Source organism: Aquabacterium sp., from assembly GCF_050725395.1.
In the GTDB taxonomy this organism is placed as follows: domain Bacteria; phylum Pseudomonadota; class Gammaproteobacteria; order Burkholderiales; family Burkholderiaceae_C; genus Aquabacterium.
In genome coordinates this window covers 21057-34259 of the sequence record NZ_JBOHHL010000030.1, presented here as the reverse complement: position 1 = coordinate 34259, position 13203 = coordinate 21057, and the positions used below count along the sequence as shown (strand labels likewise).

At 64.3% G+C, this 13203-nt stretch carries 17 protein-coding genes; all 17 read left to right on the top strand.

Annotated features, from left to right (window positions below; genetic code table 11):
• Positions 1-13: 13 nt before the first annotated feature.
• The 17 genes from ACREB4_RS16440 to ACREB4_RS16360 all read left to right on the top strand — a co-directional run bounded on the left by ACREB4_RS16440 (position 14) and on the right by ACREB4_RS16360 (position 13144).
• On the top strand, positions 14-1462 hold the full coding sequence (locus tag ACREB4_RS16440) for a DUF1501 domain-containing protein (RefSeq protein WP_431589315.1): 1449 nt from the start codon (positions 14-16) through the stop codon (positions 1460-1462).
• Positions 1463-1548: 86 nt separating this feature from the next.
• Complete coding sequence (locus ACREB4_RS16435) at positions 1549-1926, top strand: hypothetical protein (protein ID WP_431589314.1); 378 nt, start codon at positions 1549-1551, stop codon at positions 1924-1926.
• Positions 1927-1951: 25 nt separating this feature from the next.
• On the top strand, positions 1952-2635 hold the full coding sequence (locus ACREB4_RS16430) for a c-type cytochrome (RefSeq protein ID WP_431589313.1): 684 nt from the start codon (positions 1952-1954) through the stop codon (positions 2633-2635).
• Between the two features lie 34 nt (positions 2636-2669).
• Complete coding sequence (locus ACREB4_RS16425) at positions 2670-3266, top strand: peroxiredoxin (RefSeq protein WP_431589312.1); 597 nt, start codon at positions 2670-2672, stop codon at positions 3264-3266.
• A gap of 25 nt (positions 3267-3291) precedes the next feature.
• Positions 3292-4278 carry an SMP-30/gluconolactonase/LRE family protein gene (locus tag ACREB4_RS16420; RefSeq protein WP_431589311.1) on the top strand — a complete coding sequence of 329 codons (987 nt, stop codon included), beginning with the start codon at positions 3292-3294 and terminating at the stop codon, positions 4276-4278.
• A gap of 18 nt (positions 4279-4296) precedes the next feature.
• Entirely contained in the window at positions 4297-5187 is an 891-nt protein-coding gene (locus tag ACREB4_RS16415; protein ID WP_431589310.1) for a dienelactone hydrolase family protein, read from the top strand.
• A gap of 62 nt (positions 5188-5249) precedes the next feature.
• Entirely contained in the window at positions 5250-5726 is a 477-nt protein-coding gene (locus ACREB4_RS16410) for a c-type cytochrome (protein WP_431589309.1), read from the top strand.
• A 4-nt stretch (positions 5727-5730) separates the two neighbouring features.
• Complete coding sequence (locus ACREB4_RS16405; RefSeq protein ID WP_431589308.1) at positions 5731-6438, top strand: lectin; 708 nt, start codon at positions 5731-5733, stop codon at positions 6436-6438.
• A 215-nt stretch (positions 6439-6653) separates the two neighbouring features.
• Complete coding sequence (gene ccmA, locus ACREB4_RS16400) at positions 6654-7283, top strand: cytochrome c biogenesis heme-transporting ATPase CcmA (RefSeq protein ID WP_431589307.1); 630 nt, start codon at positions 6654-6656, stop codon at positions 7281-7283.
• Positions 7283-7951, top strand: a complete 669-nt coding sequence (gene ccmB / locus ACREB4_RS16395) for a heme exporter protein CcmB (protein ID WP_431589306.1) — start codon at positions 7283-7285, stop codon at positions 7949-7951. The genes ccmA and ccmB overlap by 1 nt, the downstream gene beginning before the upstream one ends.
• A 31-nt stretch (positions 7952-7982) precedes the next feature.
• Positions 7983-8777 (top strand): heme ABC transporter permease CcmC, encoded by a 795-nt coding sequence (gene ccmC / locus ACREB4_RS16390; protein ID WP_431589332.1) that lies wholly within the window; start codon positions 7983-7985, stop codon positions 8775-8777.
• Positions 8774-8935: a heme exporter protein CcmD gene (gene ccmD, locus ACREB4_RS16385; RefSeq protein ID WP_431589305.1), complete on the top strand. Its 162-nt coding sequence runs from the start codon at positions 8774-8776 to the stop codon at positions 8933-8935. The genes ccmC and ccmD overlap by 4 nt, the downstream gene beginning before the upstream one ends.
• Entirely contained in the window at positions 8932-9399 is a 468-nt protein-coding gene (gene ccmE, locus ACREB4_RS16380; RefSeq protein ID WP_431589304.1) for a cytochrome c maturation protein CcmE, read from the top strand. The genes ccmD and ccmE overlap by 4 nt, the downstream gene beginning before the upstream one ends.
• Complete coding sequence (locus tag ACREB4_RS16375) at positions 9396-11387, top strand: heme lyase CcmF/NrfE family subunit (protein WP_431589303.1); 1992 nt, start codon at positions 9396-9398, stop codon at positions 11385-11387. Before ccmE ends, ACREB4_RS16375 begins: the two co-directional genes overlap by 4 nt.
• Positions 11387-11914: a DsbE family thiol:disulfide interchange protein gene (locus ACREB4_RS16370; protein ID WP_431589302.1), complete on the top strand. Its 528-nt coding sequence runs from the start codon at positions 11387-11389 to the stop codon at positions 11912-11914. The genes ACREB4_RS16375 and ACREB4_RS16370 overlap by 1 nt, the downstream gene beginning before the upstream one ends.
• The gene (locus ACREB4_RS16365) at positions 11907-12401 is read left to right on the top strand and encodes a cytochrome c-type biogenesis protein (protein ID WP_431589301.1); all 495 of its coding nucleotides are present in this window, start codon (positions 11907-11909) and stop codon (positions 12399-12401) included. The genes ACREB4_RS16370 and ACREB4_RS16365 overlap by 8 nt, the downstream gene beginning before the upstream one ends.
• Complete coding sequence (locus ACREB4_RS16360) at positions 12398-13144, top strand: tetratricopeptide repeat protein (RefSeq protein ID WP_431589300.1); 747 nt, start codon at positions 12398-12400, stop codon at positions 13142-13144. The genes ACREB4_RS16365 and ACREB4_RS16360 overlap by 4 nt, the downstream gene beginning before the upstream one ends.
• Positions 13145-13203: the final 59 nt, after the last annotated feature.

The following is a 13203-nucleotide window of genomic DNA, read 5'->3' as shown; positions in this document are numbered from 1 at the left end:
AAGGAATATGAACATGAGCCAAAATTCTCGCCGTGATTTTCTGTCCAAGTCGGGTGCCGCCGTCGGCGGTGCCGCTCTGTCCGGCCTCGTGCCTGGATTCGGTGCCGTGCAATCGGCCATGGCATCGGACCTGATCGATCCGCTGGCACCCAAGCCCACCCACTTCCCCGCCAAGGTGAAGTCGGTGATCTGGCTCCACCAGAACGGCGCCCCCAGCACCCTGGACCTCTACGACTACAAGCCCGAGCTGGTTCGCCTGGCCGGCACGCCACCTCCGGATTCTTTCCTCAAGGGCATCAAGACCAGCACCCAGGGCGGTGTGGGCAAGCTGTTCGAATCCGGCCGCACCTGGAAACAGTACGGTGAAAGCGGCGCCTGGTTCTCGGACCTGCTGCCCAACCTGGGCCAGCACGCCGACAAGATGGCCTTCATCAAGTCGAGCGTGACCGTGGGCGCCACCCACGACATCTCGATCCTGAAGCTCAACACCGGCGACCTGAGCCCCGGCCGTCCTTCTCTGGGCGCCTGGGTGACCTATGCCCTGGGTACCGCCAATCCTGACCTGCCGCCTTACGTGGTGCTGTACGACGGTGACCGCGAGCCGCAAGCTGGTTCGCAGAACTGGAGTTCGGGCTTCCTGCCCGCCGTGTACCAAGGCGTGGCCTTCCGTCCTGGCAACTCGCCGATCCTGTACCTGGACCGCCCTGAACTGCGTGCCGAAAACCAGCAACGTGGTGCGCTCGACCTGCTCAAGCGCCTGAACAACCTGGGTGCCGCCAAGTACCCGGCAGACTCGGAGCTGCGCGCACGCGTCAAGTCCTACGAGCTGGCCGACCGCATGCAAGTGGCCGCCCCCATCGCCGTCGACCTGAGCAAGGAAACCGAAGCGACCAAGGAGCTCTACGGCATCAATGACGAGATCAGCGGCAAGTATGGCGAAACGCTGCTGCGTGCTCGCCGACTGGTCGAACGCGGCGTGCGTTTCATCCAGGTCGTGACGGGCGATGCCCCTGTGGCCGATGGCGAGCGTGCCAGCTGGGACGCGCACGACGGTCTGGACAAGAACCACCGCGTCAAGGCCCGCCAAGTGGACAAGCCCATCGCCGGCCTGCTGGCCGACTTGAAAGCCCGCGGTCTGCTCGAAACCACCTTGGTGGTCTGGACGTCCGAGTTTGGCCGCACCTCTTATGGCCAGAGCGGCAATGGCCGCGACCACAACCCCTGGGGCTACACGCAGTGGCTGGCCGGTGGCGGCGTCAAGGCTGGCTACACGCACGGTGAAACCGACGAAATCGGCCTGCAAACGGCCGACAAGGACAAGGCGGTGGACACCTATGACCTGCAAGCCACGGTGCTGAGCCTCATGGGCCTGGATCACCTGAAGACCACCTTCCTGAACAACGGCCGTTCCGAACGTCCGACGGTGGTTTACGGCAAGGTCATCAAGGAACTGATCGCTTGATGCCGGTCAAGGACTAGCACAGAGCGGACTCGGGCCATGGGCCTGAGTCCGCGTTTCTCAATGCATTGGCAAGATTTGTATTTCGTATGCGTAAGTTGATCATGGCGATGGCCATGCTGGCGGTGTTGGTGGGTGCCGTTCGTGCCGCTGATGAGCTGGACATGGACCTGATGCAAACCATCGAGGACACCAACAAGAGCCTGTCCTCGAACATCGCGTTGAAGAACGTCAAGGGCAGCACGGACGATGCCAAGGAACTTGAAACGCTGTTCGCCAAGGTGGAGAACCACTTCGTGGCCAAGGGCGACGCACCCGATGCGGTCGACCTGTCGCGCAAGAGCAAGGACCTGGCCACCGCCATCGTGAAGGCCGTGGGAGCGCAGCAATTCGACGCGGCCACGGATTCGGCCACCGAGATATCGCGCGCATGCCGGAGCTGCCACACCTTCTACAAGAAGTCCTGAAGGTGAAGGGCGTTTCGTGAAATTCATGTCGAACGTGCTTCTGTGCGCCTTGCTTCTGTGCGCCTCGGCCCAGGCCGCGGCGCCTGTCACCAAGGTGAGCAAGACCGGCAAGGCCGCGCAAGCGAAGCCTCTTGCGCCTGCGGCTTTCAAAGGCGATCCCGTGCTGGGCAAGGACAAGGCGGAGGCTGAGCGCTGCTTTGAATGCCATGGCCAGGATGGCCAAGGGCAGGGCCATGCCAATGGCCCGGAGGGCAAGTTCGCCAAGCTCGCGGGGCAGTTCCCCGAGTACATGCTCAAGCAATTGCAAGACCTCAAGTCGGGCAAGCGAAAGCACGACCAGATGGCCATCATGGCCCGCAGCGTGGAAGAGGAAGACCAGCGCGACATCATTGCCTACTTCGCGTCCTTGCCCCGCATGAAAGGCGAGGGTGGTGCTGCCGAAACACCGGGCGCCAGGCTGTTCGCGCAAGGCGATCCCGCCAGGGGCATCGTGGCGTGTGCCAGTTGCCATGGCGAACGAGGGCAGGGCCTGAACTCGGCCCAGGGGCCCATCCTGGGTGGGCAGGAATGGAAGTACCTGGAAAAGCAGATCCAGGACTGGCGTTCGGGCTTTCGGCGCAACAACCCGGAAGGAATCATGAACCAGGTGAGTCAGGCGCTCACCGACGCAGAAATTCAATCACTGGCCGACCACCTGTCGGCCCAGTGAGCCATCGATCATTGATACATGGAACGGAGATGAAATGAACCATCGGAAATGGATCCTGGCCGGCGCGTTGTCGGCCCTGGTCAGCCTGCCTGCCATGGCGGTGCTCAAGGAGGGCGACGCGGCCCCGGACTTCAAGCTGCAGGCCTCGCTGGCCGGCAAGGCCTTCAGCTATTCGCTCAAGGATGCCCTCAAGAAAGGACCGGTGGTGGTGTACTTCTATCCCTCGGCCTACACCGGCGGGTGCAACATCCAGGCACACACCTTCGCGGTCAACCACGACAAATTCGAACAGGCCGGTGCGACCGTCCTGGGTGTGTCCCTGGACAGCATCACGCGCCTGAACCGCTTCTCCGCCGACCCCGAGTACTGCGCCGGCAAGATCGCGGTGGGTTCCGATGCGGACGGCAAGGTGTCCAAGGCCTTCGACCTGGCGGTCAACGACACGCCAACCGGACGCAAGGACACGCGCGGCGATGACATCGACCACGGCCGTGTCGAGCGCACCACTTTCATCATCAGCCCGAACGGCAAGATCGTCGCCACGGTGGGTGGTGTGGGCCCTGCTGCGAACGTCGAGAAGTCGCTGGAAATCGTTCAGCAACTGGCGGCCAAGTCCGCGAAGAAGTCCTGACCCCAGGATGCTCAAAGGACAAGCCATGAAACAAATCAAGGTTTTGAAACAAGCATTGACCGTGACCTTGCTGGCCGGTGTGGCCGTGCAGGCAGGCGCCCAGGTGCCGGCTCCCGCCACGACCCTGATCGTCAATGCGATCCCGGGTGTGGTGGCCGCGGGCACCAAGGTCGAGCTGATCAAGGAAGGATTCTCAGGCACGGAGGGCCCGGTGGGCCTGGCCGACGGAAGCCTGATCTTCACGGAGACGCAAGTGAACCGCATCACGCGGATTTGGCCCGATGGCACCGTCACCGGCTTCCTGGACAACACCAACGGCGCCAATGGCCTGGGCTTCACGCCCAACGGCGACCTGTACGCCGTTCAGGTGCAGCGCACCCGCGTGGGCATCATCCACCCGTCCACGCACGCCAAGACCCTGACCGAGGGTTTCGAAGGCAAACCTTTCGGGCGTCCCAACGACCTCGTCGTGGACAAGAAGGGCAACGTCTACTTCACGGATTCCGGCGCGAATGGGGCCTTGCCGCCTGGTGCGCCGGAGCCTGCCAAGCCCGCGGTCTACCGCATCTCGTCTTCCGGTGAGGTGAAGCGCCTGGCTAGCGACGTGGAGCGCCCCAACGGCATCCAGTTGAGTCCGGACGACAAGGTGCTGTACGTGGCCAACACCAATGGCGAGCACGTGCTGGCCTATGACATCGCGGCCGATGGCTCGGTGGGGCCGAAGCGGCAGTTCGCCAAGCTGGAAGTCATCGAGAAGACCAGCAACGGCGGCGTCAACAGCGGCGCTGATGGCCTGGCCGTCGACGACGCCGGTCGGGTCTACGTGGCGTCCAACAAGGGCATTGAAATTTTCAGCTCCAAGGGCGAAGCTTTGGGCAGCATCACCCTGCCCAAGAAGCCTCAGAACCTGGCCTTCGCCGGCCCTGATAAAAAGACTTTGTACGCGGTAGGTCGTGGTGCCGCCTACCGATTCCCGGTGCTGACCGCAGGCGTCAGTGGCCGGGCCAAGTGACCCAACTGGAGTGCAGACATGACACGCAAGACCGCGAACGATTTCGCCCCTGAAGTCCTGAAGCTTTTCGACCAGTACGTGCACGGTTTGCTGGACCGCCGGGGTTTCCTTCAGTCCGCCGCCAAGTACACGGCCGCGGGGATGTCGGCGGAGCTGTTGCTGGCACAACTGAGTCCCAACTTCGCCAATGCCCAGCAGGTGCAGGGCCGTGATCCTCGCATCCAGGCCAAGTACGTCGAGGTCCCGTCGCCGCAGGGCTACGGCACCGTGCGTGGCTACCTGGTTCAGCCTGCCGCCCCCAAGGGCAAGCTGCCCACCGTGCTGGTGGTGCACGAAAACCGTGGCTTGAATCCTCACATCGAGGACATCGCCCGGCGCCTGGCGCTGGACAACTTCATCGCCTTCGCACCGGACGCCTTGTTCCCCCTGGGTGGCTACCCTGGTGACGAAGACAAGGCCCGAGAGTTGTTCCCCAAGCTGGACCAAGTCAAGAGCCGTGCCGACTTCCTGGCCTCGGCCGCCTCGCTGAAGAGCCTGCCGCAAGGCAATGGCAAGGTGGGGGTGGTGGGCTTCTGCTATGGCGGTGGCGTGTCCAACTTCCTGGCGACGCAAGTGGCCGACCTGGGCGCGGCGGTGCCCTTCTATGGCGGCCAACCCAGCGAGGAAGATGCGGCCAAGATCAAGGCGCCCTTGCAACTGCATTACGCAGGCAACGACGAACGCATCAACGCCGGCTGGCCCAAGTACGAGGCGGCCCTCGAGAAATCCAAGGTCCGTTACGAAGCGCACTTCTACCCAGGCGTTCAGCACGGCTTCAACAACGACACCACGCCCCGCTACGACCAGGCCGCCGCCAAGCTGGCCTGGCAGCGCACCGTGGAGTTTTTCAACCAACACCTGCGCACCTGAATTCCCCCTCTCACCCGGCCTGGTCCGGGTTTTTCAATCCCAGCACTTGCAAGGACAACTCGATGAAACAACGCTTGAAAAACGTCGTGGCCCCCATCCTGGCGGTGGCCGCCCTGGCCGCCGCCGCGACCGCCGTGGCGCAACAGGCCCCCAAGCCCGAACAGTTGATCAAATGGCGCCAGTCGGCCTACCAGGTCATCGCCTGGAACACCGGTCGCGTCAAGGCCAACGTCGATGGCCAGTACAACAAGGAAGAAGTGATCAAGGCCGCCAACACCATCGCGGCCATCGCCAATTCCGGTCTGGGCGCCCTGTATGCCCCTGGCACCGAAACCGGCAAGGGCTGGCATGACACCGCGGTCAAGCCCGAGCTGTTCACCGACAAGAAAGCCGGTGAAGTGGCGGCCAATTTCAACAAGGAGGCCAATGAACTGGCCAAGGTGGCTGCCTTGGGCGATGTCGCGGCGGTGAAGACCCAGCTGGGCAAGCTGCAAGGCACTTGCAAGGCCTGCCACGATGACTTCCGCAAGAAGGACTGATGAGATGAGTCACCGTTTCAAGGGTTTGGCCTTGGCCACCGGGTTGGTCTTGCTGTCGCTGGGTTCGGTGGCGCAGGCACAAACGGCGGCTGCGCCCGCTGCCGCAGCCGCGCCCAAGCAGCCTTTCAGCTTCTTCGTGACCAGTGCCGGTCTGGGCAAGGGCGCTGACCTGGGTGGTCTGGCGGGCGCTGACGCGCATTGCCAGAAGCTGGCCACCGCCGCCGGCGGGGGCGCCAAGACCTGGCGCGCTTACCTGAGCACGCAGGCCAGCGAAGGCCAACCCGCCGTCAACGCGCGCGATCGCATCGGCCAAGGCCCCTGGTACAACACCCGCGGTGTCGTGGTGGCCCGCGACCTGGCGCACCTGCACGGCGACACGCTGGAGCTGGCACGCCTTGGCAACAACCTGACCTGGGCCACCGCCTTCACCGAGAAGAACGAAGCCGTCAAGCGCGCGGGCGACAAGCCGAACGAGCACGACATCCTGACCGGCTCCCAGCCTGATGGCCGGGCCTTCACGGATTCCGCCGACCACACTTGCAAGAACTACACGAGCAGTGCGGCCGATGGTTCCGCACAGGTGGGGCACTTCGACCGCACGGGTGGTGGCAACACCTCCTGGAACTCGACGCACCCCAGCCGCGGTTGTGGCCAGGAGAACCTGGTCGCCACCGGCGGGGCGGGCCTGCTGTACTGCTTCGCGACCAACTGATCATCTTGACTTGATGGTCCACGGGCAAGGCTTCGCGCCTTGCCCGATTTCTTTTGGCAGATCGGTCCTTGCGGGGTGCCGCATATGGATCTGCGAATTCGTTCCTTGGGTCTGCACGACCTCGCCGATACATTGCAGCCAGTGTTGCAGGTTCGGCGGGTATGACTTTCCTTTGCCACAAGAAACATGCATTTGAATGGTGAAGGTGAACGAACATGACATTGCAGGCCAGCCAACTCGCTCATGCGCGTGGCAACCGCAAGCTATTCGATGGGCTCGACCTCGAGGTCCAGGCGGGCGAGGCCTTGCGCGTGGTCGGCCGCAACGGCAGTGGCAAGACCAGCCTCTTGCGCGTGCTGTCGGGCTTGGCCGAGCCGCTCAAGGGCCAGGTGCTGTGGCAGGGCCGGTCCATCCGGTCCCTGCGCGAGGATTTCAACCAGGACTTGGTCTACGTCGGGCATGGCAGCGGGCTCAAGGATGATTTCACCGCCAGCGAGAACGTGCAGATCAGTGCCGTGCTGTCCGGCCGGTCGTGCAGTGAATCCGAAGCCTGTGATGCCCTCGACCTGATGGGCCTGCGGGGCCGTGCCCACTTGCCCGCCCGGGTCCTGTCGCAAGGTCAGCGACGCCGTGTGATGCTGGCCCGGCTGGCGATCAAGCCCGTGGCCCGGCTGGCCATCCTGGACGAGCCTTTCAATGCGCTCGACCAGGAGTCGGTCGATGTGCTGTCCTCCCTCTTGAGCCGCCAATTGGCGGAAGGCGCCGTGGTGGTCTACACCACGCACCAGTCCCAGACGCTGGCGGCGAGCCGAACCCATGAGGTCCACCTCGATGGAGCGGTCTGATGTGGCGGGTGTTCCTGGCCGTTGTGCGGCGCGACGTCCTGCTGGCGTTCCGGCGCCGCTCGGATGTGCTGACCACCTTGTTCTTCTTCGTCATGGTGACGACGCTGTTCCCGCTGGGCGTGGGGCCGGAGCGCGACTTGTTGCGCACGATGGCGCCCGGCATCTTGTGGGTGAGCGCACTGCTGGCGGCCATGCTGTCGCTGGGGCGCTTGTTCGCGCTGGATTTCGCCGATGGCACGTTGGAGCAGATGCTGCTTTCGCCCGAGCCCTTGAGTGTGATCGTCGCGGGCAAGGTGCTGGCGCATTGGCTGGTGTCGGGGCTGCCGCTGGTGCTGTTGGCGCCTTTGCTGGCCTTGCAGTTCGATTTGTCGCTGGAGGCGATCGAGGTGCTGGCTGGCGGCCTGTTGCTGGGCACGCCGGCGTTGAGCCTGATCGGGGCCATCGGCGCGGCGCTCACGCTGGGACTCCGTGGCGGTGGCGTGCTGGTGGCCTTGCTGGTGCTGCCCCTCTACATCCCGGTGCTGATTTTTGGCGCGGGCGCGGTGGGCGCGCAAAGCAGTGGCTTGGGCGGCATGGCACACCTTCAACTGTTGGCGGGTGTGCTGGCCGCTTCTCTGGCCTTGGCCCCCTGGGCCACGGCCGCCGCCTTGCGTGTGGCGCTGGATTGATTCAAGCAATGAGAAAGGAGCTGCGGTGGGCATCACTGTGACTGAATCCGGCCTGAGGTCCAGGCCATCGAGCACCAAACCATGGCTGCAATACGCCTCGCCCCAGCGCTTCTACCCCATCGCGGGCAAGCTGGTGCCGTGGTTCATGGGCGTGGCTCTGTTGTTGTCGGCCGTGGGCCTGTACATCGGTTTCTTCGTGGCGCCCACCGACCACCAGCAAGGCGATGCCTACCGCATCATCTTCGTGCATGTGCCGGTGGCCTGGCTGTCGATGGTGGTGTACGTGGCCATGGCCTTCTGGGCTGGGCTGGGCTGGGTCCTGAACACGCGCCTGTCGTCCATGATGGCCCGCGCCCTGGCGCCCACGGGGGCGCTGTTCACCTTCCTGGCTTTGTGGACCGGGGCCTTGTGGGGTCGGCCGACCTGGGGCGCATGGTGGGTCTGGGATGCCCGGCTCACGTCCGAGCTGATCCTGCTGTTCCTGTACATCGGTTTCATGGCCCTGCAGTCCGCATCCGACGATCCGCGTCGCGGTGACCGCGCGGGCGCCTTGCTGGCCGTGGTCGGCGTGGTCAATGTGCCCATCATCTATTTCTCGGTGCAGTGGTGGAACACTCTTCACCAGGGCGCTTCGATCAGCTTCAAGGCGGCGCCCACCATGGCCAGCACGATGTTGCTGGGCATGCTGCTCACGGCCCTGGGATTCTGGGCCTACGCCATCGGCATGGCCTTGCTGCGGCTGCGCGCCATCGTGTTGGAGCGTGAAGGTGATGCCACCTGGGTTGCCGAGCTCCCGGAAGTCAAAAGCGTGAGGATGGGCGCATGAACTGGAACAGCTGGGGCGAATTCGTGGCCATGGGCGGCTATGGCGTCTATGTGTGGGGCTCGGTGCTGGTGGTGTTCGGCACCCTGGCCTTCGAGGTGATTGAGGTCGTGTGGCGCCGCCGTATCGTGCTCAAGGCCCTGAGAAGGGCTGGGCGATGAAAACCCGGCACAAACGCCTGTCCCTGGTGCTGCTGGGTTTGTCGGTGCTGGCCGTGGGCGCCTGGCTGGTGCTGTCGGCTTTTCAAAAGAACCTGGTGTTCTTCTTCACGCCCACACAAATCCTGGCGGGCGAAGCGCCGGCCCACCGCAGCTTTCGCGTCGGCGGCATGGTGGAAGCTGGCAGCCTTCAACGGCAGGCCGATGGCATCACCTCCACCTTCGTGGTCACTGACATGGCCCACCGCGTGACGGTGCGCTACCGAGGCTTGCTGCCCGACCTGTTCAAGGAAGGCAAAGGCGTGGTCGCCCAAGGCAAGCTGGGCGAAGGCCGGTTGTTCGTGGCCGAGGAAGTTCTGGCCAAGCACGATGAAAACTACATGCCTCCGGAGGCGGCCTTTGCGCTCAAGCAAGCCGCCGACCGCCAGGCCGGGCCTGCCGTCGCAGTGCAAAAGGACACACGATGACGCCTGAATTGGGCCATGTTTCACTGATCCTGGCCTTGTGCCTGGCCACGCTGTTGGGCACCTTGCCGGTGTGGGGCGCCTACAAGGCGCAGGCCCGCTGGATGGCCCTGGCACGTCCGTTGGCGGCGGGGCAGTTCCTGTTCGTTGCGGTGGCCTTTGGCATCCTCGTGTCGGCTTTCGTGGCCAATGATTTTTCGGTGGCCTACGTGGCCAACAATTCCAATTCCTTGTTGCCTGTCTACTTCCGCGTGGCAGGTGCCTGGGGCGGGCACGAAGGGTCGCTGCTGCTGTGGCTGCTGATGCTCACGTCCTGGACGCTGGCGGTGGCCATCTTCAGCCGCAGCCTGCCCGAGGTGACGGTGGCGCGCGTGCTGGGGGTACTCGGCCTCATCAGCGTGGGCTTCCTCAGTTTCACGCTGTTCACCTCCAATCCGTTCGACCGGGTCTTCCCGGTGCCAGCCGATGGCCGTGATCTGAACCCGCTGCTGCAGGACTTCGGCATGATCATCCACCCGCCGATGCTGTACATGGGCTATGTGGGCTTCTCGGTGGCCTTTGCCTTCGCGATCGCCGCCTTGCTGGGCGGTCAATTGGACGCGGCCTGGGCCAAGTGGTCCCGGCCTTGGACCTTGCTGGCCTGGATGTTCCTGACGCTGGGCATCCTGCTTGGCAGCTTCTGGGCCTACTACGAGCTGGGCTGGGGCGGCTGGTGGTTCTGGGATGCGGTCGAGAACGCTTCCTTCATGCCCTGGCTGGTGGGCACGGCCTTGGTCCATTCATTGGCCGTGACCGAGAAGCGCAGCAGCTTCAAGAACTGGACCGTGCTGTTGGCGATCCTGGCGTTTTCGCTGTCATTGCTGGGCACCTTCCTGGTCCGCTCGGGGGTGTTGACCTCGGTGCACGCCTTTGCCTCCGACCCCAAACGCGGGCTCTACATCCTCGTCTTCCTGCTGGTCGTGATCGGCGGCTCGCTGGGCTTGTACGCTTGGCGGGCACCCAAGGTAGGACTGGGTGGACGCTTCGCCTTGTTCTCGCGCGAGTCCATGCTCTTGATCAACAACGTCTTCCTGGTGGTGGCCATGGGCACGGTGCTGCTGGGCACGCTGTACCCGCTGGCGCTCGATGCGCTGGGCGTGGGCAAGATCTCCGTGGGCCCGCCTTACTTCGAAGCGGTGTTCGTGCCCCTGATGCTGCCGGTGTTGATCTTCATTGGCGTGGGCCCTTACGTGGCCTGGAAAGAAGGCTCTCTGGTGCGCGTGTGGCGCGAGTTGCGCGGCCTGGCCGCCGTGTCCTTGCTGCTGGCCGGGGCCATCGCCTTGGGGCTGCGCACCTCGGTGGGGGTGAGCGTGGGTGTGTTGCTGGCGGTCTGGGTGCTGCTGAGCACCGTGGGGCATGTGGTCCAACGTCTCTCCTCGCATGCTGGCAAGTCCACCTTGGCTCAACGCTGGCGGCTTGTGCCGCGGTCCTTCTGGGGCATGGTGGTCGCGCACGCGGGCATCGGCATCTTCGTGCTGGGCGTGACCCTGGTCAAAGGCCTGGACCACGCGGAAGACGCCAGCCTGAAGGTGGGCGATGCCGTGAGCTTGGGCGGTTACCGGTTCCAGTTCAGCGAGCTGGAAAAGGTCAAGGGCCCCAACTACATCGCGGGCAAGGCCACTTTCGAGATCACCCGTGATGGCGTGCGAGTGAGCACTCTTCACCCCGAGAAGCGCTTCTACGTGGTGCAGCGCATGCCCATGACGGAAGCCGGCATCGACCGTGGGTGGACACGTGACCTGTATGTGTCGCTGGGCGAAGCCTCGCCCGATGGCGCCTGGGGCGTGCGCGTTCAAGTCAAGCCCTTCATGGCCTGGGTGTGGAGTGGGTGCGTGGTGATGGCCTTGGGCGGACTGCTGGCCGCCACCGACAGGCGCTACCGCGGACGGGTGAAGCAGGACAAGCCTGCCAGCACGGCCACCGGCCCACAACCCGTGATGGCGAGACACTGATGAAGCGATACCTTCTACCTCTGTTCATCTTCCTGGGGCTGGCCACCGCGCTGGGCTTGGGCTTGGGCCGTGACCCGACCGAGATCCCATCGCCACTGGTGGGCAAGCCGGCGCCGCCCTTCAGCCTGGCGCAACTGGACGATCCTCGGAAGCCATTCGGTCCCCAGCACATGAAAGGGCAGGTCTGGCTGCTCAACGTCTGGGCATCGTGGTGCGTGTCCTGCCGTGAAGAGCACCCCGTGCTGCTGGGACTGTCCAAGGAAGGTGTTGCGCCGATCGTGGGACTGGACTACCAGGACGAACTGGTCAACGGCCAGCAGTGGCTGACGCGCCATGGCAACCCTTACCAACTGACCGTGTCCGACCGGGATGGGCGTGTGAGCATGGACCTCGGGGTCTACGGCGTGCCCGAGACCTTCGTCATCGACAAGCAAGGCCGCATCCGCTTGCGCCATGCCGGGCCCATCACGCCCGAGGTTTTGAAGAACAAGCTGCTGCCGCTGATCGAGGAGCTCAAGCGTGGCTAGGTTTCTCCGTGCAACCTTCCTGGCCGCCTTGGCCTTGCTGCTGGTCGGCTGGGCGCCACTGACGGTGGCCGCCGCGGCAACCGACCCGCTGCTGGACGAACACGTCAACCGGCTCACGGCGGAGCTGCGTTGCCTGGTTTGCCAGAACCAGACCATCGCGGATTCGCAGGCGGAGTTGGCCATGCAGTTGAAGCGCGAAGTGCGCCAGCAACTGGCCGGGGGCGCCACGGACGAGCAGGTGCGCGACTTCATGGTCCAGCGCTATGGTGATTTCGTGCTGTACCGGCCTCCGGTCAACAAGGCGACCTTCCTGCTGTGGGCCGCGCCTGCCTTGCTGTTGCTGATGGGCGCCGGGCTCTTGTTTGCACATTGGCGCGAGAGGCGTGTTGCCTTTCAGGGCCAGGTGGATTCCGAGCTGCCTTCCATGGAGCTCGATGATGCGGAGAACGACGCCAGCCAGCATCCGCGGCGAAAGCTTCAAACATGACCAGTTTCCTGATCTTGGCCTTGCTGATGGTGGTCGCCGCCAGCCTGTTCATCGTGCCCACCTTGTGGCGCCGAACACCTTCTGGCCTGACCAAGGCCGAACCGCCTGAGCGCTGGACGGCCGCCTCGCTCGTCTCGGGCGTGGCTGTCGTCACCGCGGGGCTGTACCTTGTCACGGGCGCCCCTCAAGCGCTGGGGCCGCAAGCCGAAGCTTCGGCTCCTGCTGAGGCCAGCGGTGCCGACAGTGCCGCACCCGCCGTGACGCCCGCGCAAATCGAAGGCATGGTCGCGCGATTGGCCCAACGCCTGCAAACCCAGCCCAACGATGCGGCCGGCTGGCGCATGCTGGCCAAGTCCTACGAGACGCTGGAGCGTTTTCCGCAAGCCGTGGGCGCCTACCAGCGCCTCCTGGCCCTGCAGCCCCCCGATGCCGATTTGCTGACCGACTATGCCGTGACGCTGGGCATGAGCCAGGGACAGACCTTGGTGGGCGAACCCGAAGCCCTGATCAATCGGGCGCTTCAGCTGAATCCTGGCCACATCCAGGCCCTGGCCTTGTCGGGCAGCGCCGCCTTCGAAGCCCATGACTATGACCGGGCTCAAGCGCAGTGGACCAGGATCCTGAGCCTCATTCCGCCCGACGCGGAGATGCGTTCATCCATTGAGCGCAACATCGCCAAGGCCAGGTCCTTGGCCTTGGCCGAACAACAGGGCGCACAAGGCAGGCCATCGCCATCGCCCTGAAGGCGGCTGTCCAAAACCCAACAGATCGCCTTGATTGATTTTTAGCAGCCGAGCTGATC